Here is a 20,320-nt window from a genome sequence, read left to right on the forward strand (position 1 = left end):
GGAGAATCCTCTCATCACTCGCGCGCCGGGCGAACGCCACCCGCAAAATAGAGGTTGAACCTCCACTTACTTCCTAGGTAGTCTACCTACCGCACGGTAGGCAGAAAGCGTCAGTGGAGGCGGGGACATGCAGGGCGCCCCGCGAGTGCTGTCTACAGGCAGAACCAGCACGGTCCCAGTCATCGCTAGGAGTAACCACTCGTGTCCGTTTACCTGTATAGATGGGGAAAGTTCGCTTTCCGCCGGAAATGGATAGTCCTTCCCGTCTGGCTCGTCTTGTTCGTGCTCCTCGGTGGCCTGGGCGCACAGCTCAGCAAGCCGATGACCAACGACTTCAGCATGCCGGACCTGCCATCCGCCCGTGCCAATGACATCCTCGACAAGCACTTCCCCGGCGCTTCCGACGCGTTCAAGTTCGACGCGGTCACCGGCATCTACGTCGTCGCCGCGCCCGAGGGGCAGAAGCTGACGGACCCGGCCAACCGCGCGGCGCTGGAAGCGTTCATCGCCAAGCTCGGCCAGTTCGACCTCATCGAGCACGGCAAGCCGATCACCAACCCGGTCGAGGCGGCCGACAAGATGGGCTGCCTGGCAACCCCCGACCCGGCGCAGTGCAGCGGCGCACCGCTGAACGTGCTCAGCAAGACCGCGCCGGAGACCGTGGCGGTGATCAACGTCCCGTTCACGATCAAGAAGTTCACCGACGTCACCGACGAGAATCGCGCCGCCGCGTACGACGTGGCCGCCGACGCCCGCAATGCCGGGCTCACGGTCGAGATGAGCGGCTCGATCGCGCAGAAGCAGGAGGCCCCCAGCGGCAAGTCCGAGTTGATCGGCATGGGCGTCGCGCTGGTCGTGATGATCGTGGCGTTCGGCGCCATTGTCGCCGCGTTCGTGCCGATCGTCACCGCGATCATCGGCCTCGGCGCCGCCACCTCGGTGATCATGCTCGGCACCTCGGTGATCGAGGTTCCCAGCTTCACCACGTTCCTCGCCTCGATGATCGGCATCGCGCTGTCCATCGACTACGCGCTGTTCATCGTGTCCAGGTACAAGCACGAACTGGCGGTGCAGGATTCGCCGGAGGAGGCCGCGGGCACCGCGCTCGGCACGGCCGGCTCCGCGGTGGTGTTCGCCGGTCTGACGGTCATCATCGCGCTGGCCGGCCTCGGCATCGTCGGTGTCGAGTTCATGACCTTCATGGGCCTGGGTGGCGCGATCGCCGCCGGATTCGCGGTGCTCACCGCGATCACGCTGATGCCGGCGCTGCTCGGCGCGTTCGGCCGCTTCCTGTTCAAGCCGAAGCTGCCCGTGGTGGCCCAGCACGACCCCGAGGACGACACCTCGGTCACCAACGGCATGCGCTTCGGCAGGCTGATCGGCCGGGCGCCCTGGGCCGCGCTGATCCTCAGCGTCGCGGTGCTCGGTGCGCTCGCCGCCCCCGCGGCCGGACTGAACCTCGGCCTGCCCGGCGACGACAGCATGCCGAAGACCTCCACCATCCGTAAGGCCTACGAGCTGCGCACCGAAGGCTTCGGCGAGGGCAGCAACGGCGTGCTGAACGTGGCCGCGGACTTGAGCGGCGTGCCCGCCGAGAACCGGGAGGCCGCGGTCAAGGCGCTGCGCGACAAGCTCGCGTCCTACCCCGACATGGACTATGTCACCGAGCCGCAGTGGAGCGAGGACCAGCAGGGCGTGCTGCTGGACGGCGTGCCGAAGTCCGGACCCAACAACCAAGCCACCAAGGACCTGGTGCGCGACGCCAGGAACGCCGAGGGCCAGCTGAAGGCCGAGTACGGCATCGAATACGGCATCACCGGCACCACGGCGATCTACGCCGACGTGGACCACGTGCTGCTCAGCAAGATCGTGCCCTACCTGGCCATCGTGGCCGGCGCGGCGTTCGTCCTGCTGATCCTGGTGTTCCGGTCGATCCTGGTTCCGCTCACCGCGGCGCTCGGGTTCCTGCTGTCGATGGGCGCGACCTTCGGCGCGACCGTGCTGATCTTCCAGGAAGGCAAGCTCGGTCTGATCGAGGACCCGCATCCGCTGGTCAGCTTCCTGCCGATCATGCTGATCGGCCTGGTGTTCGGCCTCGCGATGGACTACCAGGTCTTCCTGGTGACCCGGATGCGCGAGGAGTTCGTGCACGGCAAGTCGGCCAAGGACGCGGTGGTCTCCGGCTACCACCACGGCGCGCGCGTGGTGACTTCGGCGGCGATCATCATGATCTCGGTGTTCGGTTCGTTCCTGCTGGAGAGCGACGTGACGGCGAAGTCGTTCGGCTTCGCGCTGGCGGCGGGTGTGCTGCTGGACGCGTTCATCGTCCGCATGGTGCTGATCCCGTCGCTGCTGGTGCTGATGGGCAAGTGGTCGTGGTGGATGCCGAAGTGGCTCGACCGGATCCTGCCCGACATCGACGTCGAAGGCTCGAAGCTGCGTGAGCTGCAGCAGCGTTCGGCCGAGACGGCGAAGGTGCCGGTCGGCGTCCGCTGATCCGGCAAGTGTTCACTCGGCCCCGCACCCCGGACCTCGGGGGCGGGGCCGAGTTCGTTTCCCGGCCCGAGTCCGGGCCACACGTAGCCGATTCGTCCGGGCAAGCCGTGCGCGATTACCCGCTGGGTTCCGGAAGTTCGCAGGCGCCGACCTTCGGATTCACGCCCACGTAGTTGAGCGGTCCGGCCACCGCCGTCACCGCGATCGTGCCCCATCCAGCACAGTCGATCGGCGGCCCGCTGTCGAAATCGTGCCGCTGAGCGGCCGCGAGCAGCCCGATGGCCAGCCACATCAGCAGCAGGAACCCGAGAACTCGGGAGCCTGTTCCGCGCCGGTCCGGCGTGCGAGGTTCCTGGTCGCGCATCTCATCGGTTCCTTCCGTGCTCCCCGAGAGCGGGATACCCGGAATTTCCGACAGCTACCTTTCCAAACCGCTGGCCGACAAGCTATTCACCATTCTCAGCAAAGATTCAGTTCACTCCGCACGTGGCGTCGGTCGAGATGCGATGGCCCCGGCATCGTCCGGCTCGGGACGCGCACGACGTTTGAGAGACCTGACTGTTGACGGCCGGGCGGGGTACCCGCCCGGCCATCGTCGGTCACCGTCACCCGGCCGACTACGGGCTCGGTTGCGGCACATTGCAATCCGCGACCTTCGGGTTCACGCCCATGTAGTTGAGCGGTCCCGCGATGACCGTGACGGCGATCGTGCCGAAGCCGGCGCAGTTCACCGGCCCACTGTCGAAATAGTTGCGTTGTGCTGCGGCGATCACGCCGATCAGCAACCAGATCAATACGATGACACTTCCGATTCTCATGGTTCTCTCGCGCATCATTCCCGCGTGGACTGTTCGACGCTGCATTCGCGTCACATCCTTCCGCACTTCCGTATCGGGCGTATACCCGCGATCGCACTGAATATCCGCCCCCAGAAGGACATTTCTCGAGCGGTTCACCAGGCCGGCAACCTCGCAGGACCACTGGTAGCTTCGGTATGCATGGCATCGGTGTTGCAGTGGTCGATTCCCGGCTGGGTGATCCTCCTCGTGCTCGTCGCGGTCTACGAATTGACCGTGAACAAACGACGCAAGCGCCGCCGCACCCCCATCTCCGGCACGTTCACCGATGAGTTCACCGCGATGTTCTACGGCACCAAGCGCCTGGAGCTCGACCATCGCGAATCGGTGTCCATGCTGCGTGACGAGCAGGAGCAAGGCGCGCCGCCGCTGGTCGGCCTCGACTTCGACCGCCGCACCGTCGTCCTGCGCAAGGACGAGCACCGGTAGCGAGTTGTGTTGCCGCATAAAAGTAGCCGCAGATAGAGCGGGCACGGCATCGGTCGGCCAGAATGGGTCCATGCGAGGCTCGATGGGTGCGAAGTGGCAGCGGTTCGGCGAACATCTCGAGTCCGCGCCGGGGCGGCTGTCGAGCGGAATCCGGCGAGCCCTGCGGGCCAAAGCCGCGGGCGGGGCGGAATCGGGCGAGGAGGCGACACCGGAGCTGGCCGCGTTCGCCGATCTGGTGGCGAACCGGTCCTACCGGGTCACCGAGCAGACCATCGCGGCACTGAAGGCGGCCGGGCACAGCGACGACGAGATCTTCGAGGCGGCCGCGGTCGCCGCATACGGGGCGGCCGATCGCCGCTACCGGGCGGCGCGCCTGGCCTGGGAGGAACGCTGAAATGTGGCTCGAAGCAGTGAAATCCGGACACGACCGGCCGACCAAGTTCGTGCTGTGGACGATGCGGCGGTTCAGCGGCGTCGAGGTACCCGCGGTACTGAAGGTGCTGTTCTACCGGCATCGGTTCTTCGGTTCGCCGCTGTCGGATCTGATTCAGGACGCGATGCGCGGACCGTCTTACTGGACCGTCGCCGAACGCGAGATCTTCGCGACGCAGACCTCCCAGGCCAACGAGTGCCCGTTCTGCGCGACCTCCCACGAGGCCATCGCGGGCGCGTACGTAGATGCCGACGTGGTGACCCGCGCTTTGGCCGATGGCGCCGACTCCCCGCTGCGCCCCGAAGCGCGCGTCATGCTCGGCTTCCTGACGAAAATGGCCCGTGATCCGGACGGGCTGACCGCCGAGGACGCCGCGCTGGTGCGTCTGGCGGGCGTTTCCGAGGAAGCGTTCGAGGAGGCGGTCTGGGTGGGAACCTGTTTCAACGTGATCAACCGGATGATGAACACCGTCGGAGCCGGTCCTCTGGACGGGAAGCAACGCCCGCTGAGCGCGCGATTCATCAAGCTCGTCGGCTACCGCATGCCTCCGCCGGTGACGTTGTTCTCCCGCGGCGTCTGACTCCATTTCCGCCGATCCGCTGCCGCGCGGATTGATTTGTGTTCTCCTCGTGGAGTGAGCCAAGTCCACTTGGGGCACATTTTTCATATCGCCGGTAGTCCCGTTACCGGCGAAGTTGCCGACGCGCTGGTCGCCGAGCCGGACGGGGCGCTGGTAATCGACGACGGCGGGCGCATCGCATACTGCGGAAACAGAGCTGATATTCCGGCCGGCTACCGCGCCGAAAAAGTGTTCGATCATCGCCCGGGATTCCTGCTGCCGGGGTTCGTCGACACCCATATTCATTTCCCGCAGACCTTCGCAGGCGACGCGTACGGCGGCGGTCAACTGCTGGAGTGGCTCGAACGGTGCATCTATCCCGCGGAATCTCGTTTCGCCGAACCGGAATTCGCGCAATTGGCGGCCACGGAATTCTGCGAGCGACGCGTCGCGGCGGGCACCACGGCGGCGATGGTCTTCGGCTCCGCCTTTCCCCATGCGCAAGACGCACTGTTCGCCGAGACGCAGCGGCGCGGTCTGCGAATGGTCAGCGGCCGCGGCATCCAAACGACAGGGGAGAAGTCGGCGGCGCCGCTGCTCACCACCGAGGACGACGCCATCCGGCTGACCGGCGAGGAAATCGGCAAATGGCACGCGGCCGATACCGGCGATGTCGGCACGGCATTGCTGCATGTGGCCGTCGTACCGCGTTTCTCGCTCGCGGTCACCCGCGAGACGTTGAAAAACCTTGGTGAACTGTACGATTCGGTGCGCGACCGTGGCGTCTACTTCCACAGCCATCTCAACGAGAACAACCGCCCGGGAACCGGGGAGGTCGACAGCACCAAGCAGGCGTACGACGTGGCCACCTACCTGGACACCTACGACGGGAAGTTCCTCCCGGGATCGGCCGAGGGCGGCAAGAGCCTGCTCGGCAGGCGCAGCATCCTGGCCCACTGTGTGCACTGCCAGGACGTGGAGCTGCGGCGGATGGCCGAGACCGGCACGTCGATCGCGCACTGCCCGGTGTCTCAGCAGTTCCTCGGATCCGGCACGATGCCGTGGAAGCGGACGATCGCTTCGGGCGTCACCGTGGCCGCGGGCACGGATTTCGGTGGCGGCGACGAATGGCTGATCCCCCAGGTGCTGTCGGCCGCGTTCAAAGTGCACATCTCCGAACCGGGCGAAGACGGGGTGTCGATGCATCCGGCGGAAATGCTCTTCACCGGCACGCTGGCGGGCGCGCGGGCCCTGGATATGGAAAGCAGGTTCGGGAACTTCGACCTCGGCAAGGAAGCCGATTTCGTCGTGGTCGATCCGGCTCGGGTTCCGTCGCTGGAAAGCGCGCTGGCACAGGGGATCCGTTCCGAAGACTCCGCGTTGGCACGGGATCAGACGTTGTTCGCACTGCTGATGGGTCTCCGCGAGCCCGCGATCGCCGAGGTTTATGTGCGGGGTCGCCGCATCGACCTCCACTAGAAGCCGTCCATGAACGCTGCCGCGACCGCCGTCATTTTCTTCCACCATCCCGTCGACGACGCGGGTTTCCAATCCTGGTTGGCACGGACCGCCGAACTCGCCGAGGCCGCCGACGGATTCGTGTATTCCGCCATTGCGGTGACCGAAGATCCCCGGCTGGAGCCGGCTTTCAGCGTCACTTTTCGATCCGAGGAATTGCTGCACCACTTCCTGGACTCGACCGAGCGAGCACGCTCGCTGAGCGAAGGCGAGTCGCTCGGATTTCGCCGCAAGAGCTCGGACCTGATCATCGTCGAAGGAGAATCGCCGCCACCAGGAATCGGGGTATTCCGGCACCGCGTCGCCCACGGTAAAGAAGCCGAATTCGCGGCAACCGAAGCGCGGCTTGTCGCGGTGAGTTCCGGGTTTCCGGGATTCGAGGGCGCCGCCCTCTTCCCGTCCGGCGAGAGCGGGCGCTGGTTCTCGGTGCTCCGGTTCCGGACGGGAGCCCAGCTGTCGGATTGGATGCGCTCGGAAGAGCGCGCCGCCGCCTTGCCGGAGTTGCGCGCGAAACTGACCGAGGACTTCACCGTGGACGCGCAAACCACGCCGTTCGGGTCCACGGTGCGGACGGTCGACGGCAAGACCCGGATGACGCCGACGTGGAAGACGGCCATGCTGGTGCTGCTTGTGCTGTATCCGACGGTGATGACGCTGTCGCGATTCCTGGGGCCGGTGCTGGACCGGATGGGAGCGCAGCCGTGGCTGGCGATGTGGCTGAGCCAGATCGTCAGCGTCGGGCTGATGAGCTATTTCCTGTCACCGGCGGTCGCGGCGCGATTCCGGCGCTGGCTCGATCCGATCGACGGTGCGGGTTTCCGGGTCAGCACGGCAGGTGCCGCGGTCATCGTCGTGCTCTACGGGCTGACGCTGCTGCTGTTTGCTTCGGTGCAATGGCTGCAGTACTGGGACTACGACCAGTGAGCCGTCAGGACAGGTCGAGATGCCGGTTCATCGACATCGCCTCGTCCGCCAGCTCGGCCAGCTCGATCACCGTGACGCCTGCCTGCTGGAGTTTTTCCACGCCGACGCAATTCGCGACGAACGTCGACGGCTCCCGCCACGCGATCACCACCACCGGTATGCCGGCCCGCAGTATCCGGTCGGTGCAGGGCAGCCGGGTCTTGGTGCCGCGCTCCGAGCATGGCTCCAGCGTGCTGTAGAGCGTGGCCCGCGCCAATCGGGAGTCGTCCGCGTCGAGCTTGTTCAGCGCGGCCTCCTCGGCGTGCTCCTTCGGGTCGGTCTCGCGGGAGTATCCGGCCGAGATCTCCGCGCCGTCGGCGACGATCACCGCGCCCACCGAGAACGCGCCCTCCACCACCGGGCACAGGCGCGCGAACTCGATGGCCCGCCGCATCCAGTAGTGATGGTCGGCTCCGGTCACCGCATGGCCTCCTTCGCCTGGTAGCGCCAGTCCCATGAGGGGCCGGAAGGGACGTACCAGGACGTTAGTTCAGCGCGACGATAGGCGGGGGTCCGGGGGCGGAGCCCGCCGGGCGGGGTGTGGGGGTTGCACCCCCCCAAGACATGGCGAAACGAGCCCGGCTCATGCTCTCCATGAGCATGAGCCGGGCAAGAGTGGAGCGGTGGCGGAGGGATTTGAACCCTCGGAGGGGGGTTACCCCTCACACGCTTTCGAGGCGTGCTCCTTAGGCCGCTCGGACACGCCACCGCCGACAACCATACCGGACCGTCACCGGATCGCTAAATCGCCTGGTGACCTCCGCTGATGCCGGGCTCAGCGCTGGGCGCGGAAGAACTCGTCGAGTAGCGCCGCGCACTCGGCCTCGAGCACGCCGCCGCGCACCTCCGGTCGATGATTGAGGCGACGATCCCGCACCACGTCCCACAGCGAGCCGACCGCGCCGGTCTTCGGCTCCCACGCCCCGAAGATCAACCGGCCGATCCGGGCGAGCACCAGCGCGCCCGCGCACATGGTGCACGGTTCCAGCGTGACGGCGAGGGTGGCGCCCTCCAGCCGCCACCCGTCGCCGTGGACGGCGGCCGCGCGGCGCAGCGCCAGAATCTCGGCATGCGCGGTTGGATCACCGAGCGCTTCCCTGGCATTGGCCGCGCGGGCGAGTTCCCTTCCGGCGGAATCGAAGACGACCGCGCCGACCGGGACGTCCCGCTCCCCCGCGGCGGCCGCTGCGTCGATGGCGACGCGCATCAGGTCCGCGTCCGAGGGAATCGGGTCGTCCGGGAGAACGCCCACGTCAGCGGGGCAGCTTGTCCAGCACCGCGGAAAATTCGCCCGCGAAGCCGAGCCGCTGGGCAATCATGCCGAGTTGCTCGTCCGGGTAGAGGTCGGTCTCGGCGAGGATGACGCTCAGCACCGGTTCGGGCAGGCCGAGATCGGCGAGCACACCGAGGTCGCCCTCCTCCCACGGCTCGACGTCGTCGAGCTCGTCCGGGTCGATATCGGGGATATCGACGTTCAACGCCTCCAGGACGTCGGCAGCGATGTCGTAATCGATCGCGGCCGTCGCGTCCGACACCAGCATCCGGGTGCCACTCGGCGCGGGCCGTAGCACGATGAAGAATTCGTCGTCGATGTCGAGCAGACCGAATACCGCACCGGAGCTGCGCAAAGCCTTGAGTTCGTTTTCCGCGGTGGACAAATCGGTGAGCGCCTCCCGGCTCAGCGGGCTGCATCGCCACTTGCCTTCCTCGCGGACAACCGCCACTGCGAACCCTTCCACGTCGTCGTAGTCTTCCGACGCCGCCCTGTTCGTGCCCGAGCGCTGTGCTGCCATGGCCGCAACGGTAGTCTGCTCGAGCTGAAATGTTGAAGTCGTATGCCAATCTGTTCCGGTGACTTCGGCGAAGAACGCACCCGTATGCGTCCTCGGAACGGGCCTGATCGGTGGGTCGTTGCTGCGCGCGGCTGCTGCCGCGGGTTATGACGGCTGGGGATACAACCGCTCCGCCGCGGGTGCGCAGGCCGCGCGCGCCGACGGATTCGACGTCACCGAAGACTTGACCACCACACTGCGGCGCGCCGCGGAAACGGACGCGCTGATCGTGGTCGCGGTGCCCATGCCCGCGGTGGGGCACATACTCTCCGCGATCGCCACCTTCGCGCCAGGCTGCACGCTCACCGACGTGGTGAGCGTGAAGGAGCCGGTCGCGGCGGCCGTGCACGCGCACGGTCTGGCCGACCGGTACGTCGGCGGCCATCCGATGGCGGGCACCGCCGAATCCGGGTGGGCCGCGACGGATCCGGAACTGTTCCGCGATGCGGTGTGGGCGATCGGCGTGGACGAGGGAACGCACGCCGAATCATGGAGCCGCGTGGTGCGGCTCGCCCTGGATTGCGGCGCGGTGGTGGTCCCGGTCGTGGCCGCGGAGCACGATCGCGCCGTGGCCCGTATCTCCCATCTTCCGCATGTGCTCGCCGAGGCGCTGGCTGCGGCCGGCGCCGCGGGCGGCGAGCTCGCGCTGGGCCTCGCGGCCGGATCGTTCCGCGATGGAACCCGGGTCGCCGGCACCGCACCCGATCTGGTGCGCGCGATCTGTGAGCCGAATTCCGCCGCGCTGCTGGAAGTTCTGGAGGAAACGCTCCGAGTGCTCGGCTCGGCCCGCGACAGCCTGCGCGCGGAGCAATCCCTCGCCGACCTGGTCGCCACCGGGCATGACGCACGCAAACGCTACGAATCGGCGCGACGCTGGGAGATCACCGATGTCCGACCAGGTGCGTCCAACTGGCTGGAGGACTTGCGTGCGGCCGGGAAACGCGGCGGCGTCATCACCCGACTGGGCTGAGCGACGCGCTCAGATGCGCTCGGCCAGGCCTGGGTAGTCCAGCAGGAAGCCGTCGGCGTCGACCGTGACGGTCGCGCTGGAGACCGGGGAGAGCACGCTGATGCCGTCGGCCGCGCTGCTGTAGATCAGCGTGGCCTCCTGGACGAGCAGGTCGGGCAGGCGGACGTAGACCACCGGGACCTGCACGTCCTCGACCGCGTGCTGGAGGTCGTAGCGACGGATCGGCAGGGTGTTGAAGAACGGGCTGAGCACCACGTCCACGTCGAGCGCGCCTGCGAAGGTCGAGCGGACGTGGTTGCCGCCCGCGTCGATGAGCCAGTAGTTCTCCTCGTCGCGTGCGATCGAGGCGTGCCGCTCACCGGCGGCCGTCGTGGTACGCAGCGAGAGCCGCTTCGTCGCGCCGTTCTCGTCGGTGACCAGGTCATATGAGGCGCTGAACGCGGGATGTTCCGCGCACGCGCCGCCGATCATGCGCCCGGCGGCGCGGATGCGGTTGCCGTTGAGCGTCACCCGCACCGACTCCATCCGCGACGCGTCGTGGGCGCGCCAGGTCAGGATCGCCGGCCACCGGGATTCCTGCGGGCTCTCGGCGCGGCTCTCGGGGTCGGAGGCTTGGGTTGTCACGTATCTACCGTAAGCGACATTCAGCCCGCACCCGCATACCTCGCGCATCACACCAGCGACTCCCGCCACGCGGCGTGCAGGCCTGCGAACCGGCCGGTACCCGCGATCAGCGCATCCGGTGCGCCGTCCTCGACGATCCGGCCCGATTCCAGCACCAGCACCCGGTCCGCGATCGCGACCGTGGACAACCGGTGCGCGATGATCACCGCGGTGCGCCCGCGCAGCACGGTCTCCAGCGCCCGCTGCACCAGCCGCTCGCTCGGGATGTCCAGGCTCGAGGTGGCCTCGTCCAACACGATCACGGCAGGATCGGCCAGGAACACCCGCGCGAACGCGACCAGCTGCCGCTGACCCGCCGAGAGCCTGCCGCCGCGCTTGCGCACGTCGGTGGCGAAGCCCTCGGGCAGCGCCCGCACGAAGTCGTGCAGACCGACCGCGCGCGCCGCCGCGAACACCTCCGCGTCGGTGGCCTCGGGCCTGCCGAGCCGGATGTTGTCGGCCACCGAGCCGGAGAACAGGTAGGACTCCTGGGTGACCATCACGACGTTGCGCCGCAACTCGGCGTCGGACAGGTCGCGCAGGTCGACGCCGTCCAGGGTGACCGTGCCGCCGGACGGGTCGTAGAACCGCGTCAGCAGCTTGGCCAGCGTCGACTTGCCCGCACCGGTCGCGCCCACCAGCGCGATCACCTGCCCGGCCGGCATGTCCAACGTGAACTCGGGCAGCACCGGTCGGGACTCCGCGCCGTATCCGAACCACACCTGGTCCATCCGCACCGCGCCCGAAGCCTTCCCCAACGCCACCGGCTTCGCGGGCTCCGGCACCGAGGGCGCCTCCTCCAGCACGCCCGAGATCTTCTCCAGCGCCGCCGCGGCGGACTGATAGGCGTTGAACACCTGGGCGAGTTGGTCCAGCGGGCCGTAGAACTCGTTGAGATACAGCAGGTAGGCGGCGAGCACGCCGACCGCGAGGTCGCCCTCGATCACCCGCCACGCGCCGACCACGATGATGGTCACCGTGGTCAGGTTGCCGAGCAGTTTGGTCAATCCGGCGTAGTCGCCCATGCCGCGCATGGCCGCGGTGGTCGCCTCGCGGAACTCGGCGTCCTCGATCGCGAGCACCGACTCGTTGCGCTGCTCGCGGCCGAACGCCTGCACCGCTCGCATGCCGCCCATCGACTCGACGAACTGCACCACAACCTTCGCGATCGCGCCGCGGGTGCGGCGATAGCCTGCCCGCTGCCTGCGCTGCGCCCAGCGGGTGACCAGCACCAGCGGGACGAAACCGGCCAGCACGATCGCGGCGAGGACCTGGTCCAGGTAGATCAGCAACGCCGCGATGGTCAGCACCGAGAGGATCGCGCTGAGCGCCTGGTTGAGCGCGCTCTCGAGCAGATCCTGCAGGGTCTCGATATCGCCGGTGAGCCGGGCGACCACCTTGCCCGAGGTGTACTTCTCGTGGAAGGCGACGCTGAGGCGCTGCATATGCGTGAACGAGCGCACCCGCAGGTCGAACAGCACGCTCTGGCTGAGCCTGCCGGACACCCGCAGGAAGGAGAAGGTGGTGAGCACGCCGACCAGCACCGACCCGAGGTACCCGGCCACGGACCAGGCCAGCGGCGCCCAGTCGCCTGCGCCGCCCCGCGCGATGCCGGTGTCCAAACCGCGTGCGACGAACAGCGGCGCCGACACCATGGCGATGTTGTCCACCACGATGAGCACCAGCGCGAGCGCGGCCAGCTTGCGGTAGGGCCGGACCAGGTCGAGCAGCAGCCGCCGGGACCGACCGGCCAGCACCAGGTTCCCGGTCTCGGTGACCTCCTTGTCCTCGCTCGCGATACCGCGCCAGTCGGCCGCCTCGTCCTTGCGGCCCGAATCATCCGGTGCTGCTTGGTCTTCCGAAACGATCGTCTCGGTACTCATGGCTACTCACCTCCCATCAGTTCTCGGTACCTCTTGCTGGTCCGCAGCAGCTGGTCGTGGGTTCCCTCGGCGACGATCCGGCCGTCGGCGAGCACCGCCACCCGATCGGCCAGCGCCGCAGTGGACGGACGGTGCGCGACCAGCAACGTCGTCGCGTCGGCCAGCACGGTGCGCAGCCGCGCCTGCACCCGCTCCTCGGTCTCCACGTCCAGCGCGGACAGCGGGTCGTCGAGCACCATGATCCGGCTGCGCTTTCCTGCGCCGGTGAGCACCGCGCGGGCCAGCGCGAGTCGCTGGCGCTGACCGCCGGACAGACTCAGGCCCTGTTCGCCGATCCTGGTGTCCAATCCCCAGGGCAGGTTGTCCACGAATTCGGTCGCCTGGGCGACCTCCAGTGCGCGGCGCACATCGGCGTCGGTGGCGGACGGATCGCCGAGCGCGACGTTCTCCCGCACGCTCGCCGAGAACAGCACCGGGTCCTCGAACGCCACCGATACCAGCGAGCGCAGGTCCGCGACCCGCATCGTCGCGATGTCGATGCCGTCGATGGTGATCGCGCCACCGGTTACGTCGTACAGGCGCGGAATCAGGTTGAGCAGCGCCGTCTTCCCGCTGCCTGTCGCGCCGACCAATGCCACCGTCTCACCGGGACGCACCTTCAGCGAAACATCCTCCAGCACCGCATTTTCCGCGTCCGGGAAGGCAAAATGCACTCCCCTCAAACGCAATTCGCCTACGATGCGCTCCGGCAGGTCGACCGGCTCGGCCGGGTCGGTGATATCGATCGGAGTGTCGATGATCTCCCAATACCGGTCGGCGGCGGTGCGCGCGTCGTTCAACTCGGCGAGCAGGAAGCCGGTCCAAATGATCGGCCACTGCAGGAAAGTCGCCAGCGTGATGCCCGCGACCAGGGTGCCCAGTGTCATCGTGCCGTGCACGACCGCGTAGCCGCCGTAGCCGAGCGCGAACGCGATGGCCAACTGCGGCAGGCTCACCATGCCCGACCACAGCGTCGCGTCCAATCGCACTTTCAGCATCTCGGTCTGCCGCAGCTCACGCGCTTGGGCGGTGAACCGGCGGCCGAAGAACACACCGCGGCCGAACGCCTTCAGCACCCGCACGCCCTGCGCCGACTCCTCGGCCGTGGTGGCCAGGTCACCGGCCTGATCCTGCGAACGCCGCGAGGCCACCGAGTACCGGCGCTCGAAGCGAAGGCAGATGACCACCAACGGGATCGACACGATCGCGAAGATCAGGCCGATCTGCCAGCTCAGCGCGACCAGCGTGACGAGCCCGATCGGGATGATCACGGTGTGGACGAGAAGGAACGGGCCCGCGAAGGACACGAAACGCCGCATGGTGGACAGGTCGTCCACCGCACGCGACAGCAGCTGACCCGACTCCCACGCGTCGTGCCTGCCGATGGACAGTGCCTGCAACTGGCGGAAGATCTTGGCACGCAAGCTGATTTCGAAGCGCGTGGCCGGCGCGGCGATCAGCCAGCGGCGGCCCCACACGCCGACCGCCTCCGCCAGACCGAGCACCAAGACGACGGCCACCGGACCGATAGCGCCCAGCAGATCGCGCTGCGCGACCGGGCCGTCGACGATCCGCGCGATCATCAGCGGAATCACGATGGACGTCAGGTTCGCGACCATCGCGAGACCGCTCGCGGCGAGCAGCATCCCGACGTGCGGGCGCAGGTACGGCCAGAACCGCCGCAGCGAATGTCCGCGGCCCGCGGCGGGCGACCGCTCCGGTCTGTCCGCCTCCGGTTCGGCCGATGAAATATCCACTGCGACAGACAAAACTCCCCCTCGTGGTATATGACTGGCGCGGAACGGGCCCCTCGGTGATGCTCGCATCGAGGTCCGACATCTCAGGGTCGCACCGGAGCGTGCGTCGGCCAACCGATTTTCCGGCCGTTCCGCTGCCTGCGGCCGCGCATCCCCGCTGGATGACGCGGTCGCGGGGAGATCGTGGCTCATCCACCGAGCCAACAACCTCGAGTTACCTCGAGGTCAAGGCAGGGGGATCTAGACTCGGTAGCGTGCTCATCGTCGCCGGATATCTGCGCGTCACCGATCGCGACCACTACCTGGGCAACTGCCGCGAGGTGGTGCGGCTGGCGCGCGCCGCGGAAGGATGCCTGGACTTCGATCTCGGCGCGGATCTGATCGAGCCCGATCGAGTCAACGTCTACGAGCGCTGGGCGACCCGCGCCGCTATGGAGCGATTCCGCGGCACGGGCCCATCGAGCGACCTCGCCGCCCAGATCGTGGGCGCCGACATCCGGGAATTCGAGTACCACACCGAAATCCGGATCTAGGCGGCTGCCTCGCCGCCGCGCCTCCTATACGACGACCACGGATTCGGACTCCCACTCCTGCGGCGCGTCCGGGAACGCCTGCTGCTGATGGCCGCCACGCAGCGTGCCCTCCAGGTAGGCCGCGCGGCAGGCGCGGCGCGCGATCTTGCCGCTGGACGTGCGTGGGATCGAACCCGCGGGCACCAGCAGTACGTCGCGCACCGTGACGCCGTGGCGTCGCGCGATCGCGGCGCGCACGGTGTCGGCGACCGGCTCGGGCTCCAGCTTGCCCGCGCCGGTATTGCGTTCGGCGACGATCACCAATTGCTCGGAGGTGTCCTCGGCGTCGAACGTCAGTCCGGAGTGACTGTCCTGCTCGAAGACCAGCGCGGGCAATTCGTTGGCCGGGACCGAGAACGCCGCCACGAAGCCGGGGCGCAACGCCTGGCTCGATTCCTGGGCGGAGAACTCCAGATCCTGCGGGTAGTGGTTGCGTCCGTCCACGATGACCAGATCCTTCACCCGGCCGGTGACGTACAGCTCGCCATCGAGATAGGCGCCGAGATCGCCTGTGCGCATCCAGTTTCCGTCCTGCGGCGTGCCCTGCGCATGACTGCCCTCCGGCAGCCGTGCCGCCAGCTTGGCGCGGAAGACGGCCTCGGTCTCCTCGGGACGGCCCCAGTATCCGGTGCCCATGTTCTCCCCGTGCAGCCAGATCTCGCCGATCTCGCCGTCACCTCGCTCGGTGCCGTGCTCCGGATCGACGATCACCGCCCACTGCGACAGCGCGACGTAACCGCAGGACACCTGGGCGATTGCGTTGTCGGCATCCGGCGCTACCTCGGTCATCCGCCCGGCGCTCAGCTCGGCGCGGTCGACGTAGACGGCCTTCGCCTTGTCCTCGGCCTTGGTCGCCGACACGAACAGCGTCGCCTCGGCCATGCCGTAGCACGGTTTGATCGCCGTCTCCGGCAGCCCGTACGGCGCGAACGCCTCGTTGAATTTCTTCATCGACGAAACCGACACCGGCTCGCTACCGTTGATCAACCCGATCACGTTGGACAGATCCAATTTCTCGCCCGGCTTCGGCTTCCCGCGCGCCGCCGCGTGCTCGAACGCGAAATTCGGGGCGGCGGCGAAAGTCCCGGCGCCGTCGGACGCCGCGGCCAGTTCCTTGATCCAGCGATAGGGGCGGCGCACGAACGCGCTCGGCGACATGATCGTGATGAACCCGCCGCCGACGGTCGGCAGGATCACGCACAGCAGGCCCATGTCGTGGAACAGCGGCAACCAGGTGACCCCGCGCGAATGCTCGGTCACGCCGATGGCGTCGATCATCTGCAACAGGTTCGTGCCCACCGCCCGGTGGGTGATCTCCACGCCGGCGGGCGTCCGGGTCGACCCCGAGGTGTACTGCAGGTACGCGACGCTGTCGATGTTGATATCCGGCCGCACCCAGGACGCGCCGACGCCGTCCGGGATCGCCTCCACCGCGATGATGCGCGGACGCTCCGGCGCCGGTAGATGACGAAAGAATTTCCGCACACCGCCCGCCGCGGGACCAACGGTGAGGATCACGGCGGGCGTGCAGTCGCCCAGTACCGCGTGCAGCCGGTCGGTGTGGCCCTGCTCCTCCGGATCGAACAGTGGAACCGCGATATTGCCGGCGTACACCGCGGCGAAAAGCGAGACGACGTAGTCGAGCCCTTGCGGAGCGAGAATCGCCACCCGGTCGCCCGGCCGCGTCACCTGCTGCAACCGGGCCGCCACCGCGCGAAGCCGCACACCGAACTGGCGCCAGGTGAGTTCGAGGTATTCACCGTCGCGTTCGCGGGAGTAGTCGATGTAGCGGTAGGCGAGGTCGTCGCCGTTCTCCGTGCAGTGCTTGTCGACGAAGTCGATCAGGGTCTTGTCCCCCCTGATTTTGATATTGCCCTGATCATCCAGATAGTCGTCGAAGGTTTCGTCGATCATCGCCTTATCCTTTTCCAACGCACAGGCGCTCAGGCCGTGCAATGACACCGAACACAGGTCGATAACGAAGCGTCGGGAAGGCTAGCAGGTGTCCCGGCCACCCGCGGTCAGTATCGGCCGAAGGCGAGCGCGACGTTGTGCCCGCCGAAGCCGAAGGAGTTGTTCACGGCGTAATCGATACGGCCGGGCCGGGATTGGCCGCAGACGACATCCAGATCCACGTCGGGGTCCTGGTTGTCCAGGTTCAGCGTGGGCGGCACGATCGCGTCACGCAGGCTCAGCACGGTGATCACCGATTCGAGCGCGCCCACCGCGCCGATGGAATGGCCGAGGGCGGATTTCGGCGCGTAGACCGACGGGTGGTTGCCGACGGCCTTGTTGATCGCGCGCGCCTCCGCCGTGTCGCCCACCGGCGTGCCCGTCGCGTGCGCGTTGACGTGCGTGATGTCGGCTCGGGTCAGACCGGCCGTCTGTAGCGACCGCGTTATCGCGCGCGCCGCTCCGGAGCCCTCGGGATCAGGCGCGACGAGATGGAAGCCGTCGGAGGTGATGCCCGCGCCGAGCAGTCGTGCGTGGATCGTCGCACCGCGCGCCTTGGCGTGCTCTTCGGTCTCCAGCACCAGCAACGCGCCTGCCTCGCCGAATACGAAGCCGTCGCGGTCGGCGTCGAACGGTCGCGACGCGCGCTTGGGTTCGTCGTTGCGGGTGCTCATGGCGCGCATCATCGTGAACGCCGCGACCGCGAGGGCCTGGATCGAGCCCTCCACCCCGCCGGTGAGCACCATGTCGGCCTCACCCATGACGATCATCTTCCAGGCGTTGGCGATGGCCTCCGAGCCCGACGCGCACGCCGATACCGTCGTCGACACACCGGCGCGCGCTCCGATCTCCAGCGCCGCGCACGCCGCTGCGCCGTTCGGCATCGCCGCCTGCACGGCGTACGGCGAAATCTTGCGGTAGCCGCCGTTGTTCAGCTTGTCCCGCGCGGCGATGATCGCCTCGGCGCCGCCGAGGCCGGTGCCGATGGACACGCCGAGACGGTTCTTGTCCACCTCCGGGCTCCCAGCGTTGCGCCAGACCTCACGAGCGAGCGCGATCGCCATCTGCTCCACATAGGACAGCCCGTGCGTCTCGCCTTTGCCGAGGCACATGGCGGGCGTGACCTTCAGATGACCGCCGATCCGCACCGGCAGCTCGAACTGGTCGACGAAGCCGTCGTCCAGGAGGTCGATGCCGCTCTCACCATTGAGCAGACCCTTCCACGTGGAGTCCACGTCGCCGGCGATGGACGTGGTCGCCGCGAGACTGGTGACCACGACAGGGCGGAAATTCCCGTTCTTGGTGGAAGCAGTCTGCATGTTCGCTCACTTTCCCTAGCGTCGCTTGAGGAACGTCGTCGAGCAAAAGCACTGCGCGAGCGCGCCACCAGGATCGTGCGGCGGCCCGCGCGCATGGCACTGGAGCGCAGGCGGAACGATCGATCATCACGACATCGCGCGACCGCTCCTGTGATTATTGGAAACAAGCGCACCGATAGCACTGCGTGACACGCGGACCGTACCAGGTGCCCTCCGCGTTGGTCGCGATGTTCGTCGATCGCCTCGGACGACTCGAGTACCCTGCTCCCGGGCACTGGACGCGCGGGCGGCGGCCGGTGTGGACGCGAGAAAGGGAAGGTCGTTGACGGGCGCGCGGATGGTCGGGCTGTTCGCCGGAATCGGCGGACTCGAGCTCGGTCTCGGCAGGCACGGCTGGCACACCGAACTGCTGTGCGAGATCGAGCCCGGCGCTCGAGGCGTGCTCGCGGCTCGCTTCCCCGATGTGTCACTGCATTCCGACATCACCCGCCTGCGCGCCATCCCGGCGGGAACGGAGCTGGTCGCGGCGGGATTCCCGTGCCAGGACCTCTCTCAGGCCGGACGCACCGCCGGCATCACCGGCACCCGATCGGGTCTGGTCGACGAGGTGTTCCGGCTGGTGCGCCGCAAACGCGGTCCGCGCTGGCTGCTGATCGAGAACGTGCCGTTCATGCTGCAGCTCGGCCGAGGCGCGGCGATGCGGCACATCACCGGCGCGCTCGACGAACTCGGTTACACCTGGGCTTACCGGGTGGTGGACGCGCGCGCGTTCGGATTGCCGCAGCGGCGGCAACGAGTGCTGATGCTGGCCTCACGCACCGAAGACCCGCGCCGGGTGCTGTTCGGCGAGGACGCCGGTCCGCGCACGATCGGCGATCCCGCGCTCGATCCGTGCGGCTTCTACTGGACCGAGGGAGTGCGCGGGCTGGGCTGGGCGGTCAACGCGGTGCCGACGCTGAAGGGTGGATCGGCGCTCGGTATCGCGAGCCCGCCCGCGGTGCGGCTGCCGTCCGGCGAGATCGTCACGCCAGGCATCGCCGACGCCGAACGCCTGCAGGGATTCGATCCCGGCTGGACCGCACCGGCGACCGATGTGCCCGGTGTGCGGAAGGGGCATCGCTGGAAACTGGTCGGCAACGCGGTGAGCGTGCGGATGGCGGCCTGGGTCGGGTCGCGGCTGGCCGCGCCGCTGGACCCGGTACCCGGCGATCAGCCGCTGGCGCCGGGCACGCCGTGGCCGGTGGCCGCGTGGGGACGCGCCGGCGCGGCTTATCGGGTGCCCGTGTCCACCTGGCCGGTGCACGAGCCCTACGAGGACCTGACCCACTTCCTCACCGACGCGCGACTGCTCTCCGCCCGCGCCACCGCGGGGTTTCTGCGCCGAACCAGCATGGGCAGCCTGCGTTTTCCACCCGGTTTCCTCGCCGACGTGGAAAGCCACCTCGACCGGATGGGCGGCTGGGCGGCATGACCCGGCGGCCCGAAACGGACGCGGCCACCAGCGCGCGGATGGCGCGCCAGCGGCGCACCGGAACCGATCCGGAACTCGCGCTACGCCGGGAGCTGCACCGGCGCGGACTGCGCTTTTTCGTCGATCGAGCACCGATCCGCGGACAGCGCCGCCGCGCCGATCTGGTGTTTCCGCGCCGGCGGGTCGCGGTCTACGTGGACGGCTGCTTCTGGCACCGCTGTCCACAGCACGCCACCGACCCGAAGAACAACGCGGAATGGTGGGCCGCCAAGCTGGCCGGGAACGTGGCACGGGACCGCGCCACGGACGCGGCACTGATCGCGGCGGGCTGGCAGGTCGTCCGTGTATGGGAGCACGAGGACGCGGTAAGCGCGGCCGACCGCGTGCAGGCGGCGCTGCAGTCGGGTTAGACCGCCTCTAGTCCCGGCGCAGGTCTGCCGATGGCCTTCACTACGGCGGGGCCCATTCTGCGGCTGACTCGTCCGGCCATCCATTCTGCGGTTACCTCGCGCCTTCGTACCGCCCGCCACGGGGCGACGGTCATCCAACCGCCTGCCCCTTACCTCGGCGCTCGGCGCAGGACAGGCTGCCGACGGACTGGCCGGA

Annotated in this window: 20 protein-coding genes and 1 tRNA gene; 10 read left to right on the forward strand and 11 right to left on the reverse strand. The window is 68.1% G+C overall.

Annotated features, from left to right (window positions below; translation table 11 throughout):
* Positions 1-201 precede the first annotated feature (201 nt).
* Entirely contained in the window at positions 202-2,496 is a 2,295-nt protein-coding gene (locus IU459_RS12200) for an MMPL family transporter (protein WP_195129611.1), read from the forward strand.
* A 115-nt stretch (positions 2,497-2,611) separates the two neighbouring features.
* On the opposite strand, the gene IU459_RS12205 is transcribed toward IU459_RS12200, so the two are convergent.
* Entirely contained in the window at positions 2,612-2,860 is a 249-nt protein-coding gene (locus tag IU459_RS12205) for a hypothetical protein (RefSeq protein WP_195129612.1), read from the reverse strand.
* Between the two features lie 253 nt (positions 2,861-3,113).
* Positions 3,114-3,314 carry a hypothetical protein gene (locus tag IU459_RS12210; protein WP_195129704.1) on the reverse strand — a complete coding sequence of 67 codons (201 nt, stop codon included), beginning with the start codon at positions 3,312-3,314 and terminating at the stop codon, positions 3,114-3,116.
* 180 nt (positions 3,315-3,494) lie between these two features.
* Here IU459_RS12210 and IU459_RS12215 point away from each other — a divergent pair, with 180 nt between their 5' ends.
* The 5 genes from IU459_RS12215 to IU459_RS12235 all read left to right on the forward strand — a co-directional run bounded on the left by IU459_RS12215 (position 3,495) and on the right by IU459_RS12235 (position 7,216).
* A complete protein-coding gene (locus IU459_RS12215; RefSeq protein WP_195129613.1) occupies positions 3,495-3,782 on the forward strand; it encodes a DUF6191 domain-containing protein in 288 nt (95 codons plus the stop codon).
* A 70-nt stretch (positions 3,783-3,852) separates the two neighbouring features.
* Positions 3,853-4,176, forward strand: coding sequence for a hypothetical protein (locus IU459_RS12220; RefSeq protein WP_195129614.1), 324 nt, complete (start codon positions 3,853-3,855; stop codon positions 4,174-4,176).
* Between the two features lies 1 nt (position 4,177).
* Entirely contained in the window at positions 4,178-4,795 is a 618-nt protein-coding gene (locus IU459_RS12225; protein WP_195129615.1) for a carboxymuconolactone decarboxylase family protein, read from the forward strand.
* A 54-nt stretch (positions 4,796-4,849) separates the two neighbouring features.
* Positions 4,850-6,253 carry an amidohydrolase family protein gene (locus tag IU459_RS12230; protein ID WP_195129616.1) on the forward strand — a complete coding sequence of 468 codons (1,404 nt, stop codon included), beginning with the start codon at positions 4,850-4,852 and terminating at the stop codon, positions 6,251-6,253.
* 9 nt (positions 6,254-6,262) lie between these two features.
* Positions 6,263-7,216, forward strand: a complete 954-nt coding sequence (locus tag IU459_RS12235) for an antibiotic biosynthesis monooxygenase (protein WP_195129617.1) — start codon at positions 6,263-6,265, stop codon at positions 7,214-7,216.
* A 4-nt stretch (positions 7,217-7,220) separates the two neighbouring features.
* On the opposite strand, the gene IU459_RS12240 is transcribed toward IU459_RS12235, so the two are convergent.
* From IU459_RS12240 to IU459_RS12255, 4 genes are all read right to left on the reverse strand, one after another.
* Positions 7,221-7,676, reverse strand: coding sequence for a deaminase (locus tag IU459_RS12240; protein ID WP_324198840.1), 456 nt, complete (start codon positions 7,674-7,676; stop codon positions 7,221-7,223).
* Positions 7,677-7,876: 200 nt separating this feature from the next.
* Positions 7,877-7,964: transfer RNA gene (locus IU459_RS12245), tRNA-Ser, on the reverse strand.
* Positions 7,965-8,030: 66 nt separating this feature from the next.
* Positions 8,031-8,483 (reverse strand): nucleoside deaminase, encoded by a 453-nt coding sequence (locus IU459_RS12250; protein WP_195129705.1) that lies wholly within the window; start codon positions 8,481-8,483, stop codon positions 8,031-8,033.
* Between the two features lie 25 nt (positions 8,484-8,508).
* Complete coding sequence (locus IU459_RS12255) at positions 8,509-9,048, reverse strand: tRNA adenosine deaminase-associated protein (RefSeq protein ID WP_195129619.1); 540 nt, start codon at positions 9,046-9,048, stop codon at positions 8,509-8,511.
* Positions 9,049-9,106: 58 nt separating this feature from the next.
* Between IU459_RS12255 and IU459_RS12260 the strand changes: the two genes are divergently transcribed.
* The gene (locus IU459_RS12260) at positions 9,107-10,057 is read left to right on the forward strand and encodes a prephenate dehydrogenase (protein WP_195129620.1); all 951 of its coding nucleotides are present in this window, start codon (positions 9,107-9,109) and stop codon (positions 10,055-10,057) included.
* Positions 10,058-10,066: 9 nt separating this feature from the next.
* Here the strand turns inward: IU459_RS12260 and IU459_RS12265 are convergent, their stop codons facing one another.
* From IU459_RS12265 to IU459_RS12275, 3 genes are read right to left on the reverse strand one after another with little or no spacing between them, the layout of a single operon-like run.
* A complete protein-coding gene (locus IU459_RS12265) occupies positions 10,067-10,681 on the reverse strand; it encodes a putative glycolipid-binding domain-containing protein (protein ID WP_083889061.1) in 615 nt (204 codons plus the stop codon).
* A gap of 47 nt (positions 10,682-10,728) precedes the next feature.
* Entirely contained in the window at positions 10,729-12,603 is a 1,875-nt protein-coding gene (locus tag IU459_RS12270; protein WP_195129621.1) for an ABC transporter ATP-binding protein, read from the reverse strand.
* A 2-nt stretch (positions 12,604-12,605) separates the two neighbouring features.
* On the reverse strand, positions 12,606-14,468 hold the full coding sequence (locus tag IU459_RS12275; RefSeq protein ID WP_195129622.1) for an ABC transporter ATP-binding protein: 1,863 nt from the start codon (positions 14,466-14,468) through the stop codon (positions 12,606-12,608).
* A 185-nt stretch (positions 14,469-14,653) separates the two neighbouring features.
* Between IU459_RS12275 and IU459_RS12280 the strand changes: the two genes are divergently transcribed.
* Positions 14,654-14,932 carry a putative quinol monooxygenase gene (locus tag IU459_RS12280; protein ID WP_195129623.1) on the forward strand — a complete coding sequence of 93 codons (279 nt, stop codon included), beginning with the start codon at positions 14,654-14,656 and terminating at the stop codon, positions 14,930-14,932.
* Positions 14,933-14,956: 24 nt separating this feature from the next.
* Here the strand turns inward: IU459_RS12280 and fadD32 are convergent, their stop codons facing one another.
* Together fadD32 and IU459_RS12290 are read right to left on the reverse strand one after the other, a co-directional pair.
* Positions 14,957-16,885 (reverse strand): long-chain-fatty-acid--AMP ligase FadD32, encoded by a 1,929-nt coding sequence (gene fadD32 / locus IU459_RS12285; protein ID WP_228837773.1) that lies wholly within the window; start codon positions 16,883-16,885, stop codon positions 14,957-14,959.
* 107 nt (positions 16,886-16,992) lie between these two features.
* A complete protein-coding gene (locus tag IU459_RS12290; RefSeq protein WP_195129624.1) occupies positions 16,993-18,243 on the reverse strand; it encodes a KasA/KasB family beta-ketoacyl-ACP synthase in 1,251 nt (416 codons plus the stop codon).
* A gap of 337 nt (positions 18,244-18,580) precedes the next feature.
* Between IU459_RS12290 and IU459_RS12295 the strand changes: the two genes are divergently transcribed.
* Positions 18,581-19,714 (forward strand): DNA cytosine methyltransferase, encoded by a 1,134-nt coding sequence (locus IU459_RS12295; RefSeq protein WP_195129707.1) that lies wholly within the window; start codon positions 18,581-18,583, stop codon positions 19,712-19,714.
* Positions 19,711-20,124, forward strand: coding sequence for a very short patch repair endonuclease (locus tag IU459_RS12300; RefSeq protein ID WP_195129625.1), 414 nt, complete (start codon positions 19,711-19,713; stop codon positions 20,122-20,124). Before IU459_RS12295 ends, IU459_RS12300 begins: the two co-directional genes overlap by 4 nt.
* Positions 20,125-20,320 lie beyond the last annotated feature (196 nt).

Origin of the sequence: Nocardia amamiensis, assembly GCF_015477605.1 — a bacterium.
Lineage (GTDB): Bacteria > Actinomycetota > Actinomycetes > Mycobacteriales > Mycobacteriaceae > Nocardia > Nocardia amamiensis_A.

Excerpts from the sequence above, each read along its gene's own strand:
- IU459_RS12235 (WP_195129617.1), top strand. The coding sequence starts at position 6,263 with ATGAACGCTGCCGCGACCGCCGTCATTTTCTTCCACCATCCCGTCGAC.
- IU459_RS12220 (WP_195129614.1), top strand. The coding sequence starts at position 3,853 with ATGCGAGGCTCGATGGGTGCGAAGTGGCAGCGGTTCGGCGAACATCTC.
- IU459_RS12290 (WP_195129624.1), bottom strand. The coding sequence starts at position 18,243 with ATGCAGACTGCTTCCACCAAGAACGGGAATTTCCGCCCTGTCGTGGTC.
- IU459_RS12275 (WP_195129622.1), bottom strand. The coding sequence starts at position 14,468 with ATGCGAGCATCACCGAGGGGCCCGTTCCGCGCCAGTCATATACCACGA.
- IU459_RS12255 (WP_195129619.1), bottom strand. The coding sequence starts at position 9,048 with ATGGCAGCACAGCGCTCGGGCACGAACAGGGCGGCGTCGGAAGACTAC.
- IU459_RS12300 (WP_195129625.1), top strand. The coding sequence starts at position 19,711 with ATGACCCGGCGGCCCGAAACGGACGCGGCCACCAGCGCGCGGATGGCG.
- IU459_RS12270 (WP_195129621.1), bottom strand. The coding sequence starts at position 12,603 with ATGAGTACCGAGACGATCGTTTCGGAAGACCAAGCAGCACCGGATGAT.
- IU459_RS12225 (WP_195129615.1), top strand. The coding sequence starts at position 4,178 with ATGTGGCTCGAAGCAGTGAAATCCGGACACGACCGGCCGACCAAGTTC.
- IU459_RS12205 (WP_195129612.1), bottom strand. The coding sequence starts at position 2,860 with ATGCGCGACCAGGAACCTCGCACGCCGGACCGGCGCGGAACAGGCTCC.
- fadD32 (WP_228837773.1), bottom strand. The coding sequence starts at position 16,885 with ATGATCGACGAAACCTTCGACGACTATCTGGATGATCAGGGCAATATC.
- IU459_RS12215 (WP_195129613.1), top strand. The coding sequence starts at position 3,495 with ATGGCATCGGTGTTGCAGTGGTCGATTCCCGGCTGGGTGATCCTCCTC.
- IU459_RS12295 (WP_195129707.1), top strand. The coding sequence starts at position 18,581 with ATGGTCGGGCTGTTCGCCGGAATCGGCGGACTCGAGCTCGGTCTCGGC.
- IU459_RS12210 (WP_195129704.1), bottom strand. The coding sequence starts at position 3,314 with ATGAGAATCGGAAGTGTCATCGTATTGATCTGGTTGCTGATCGGCGTG.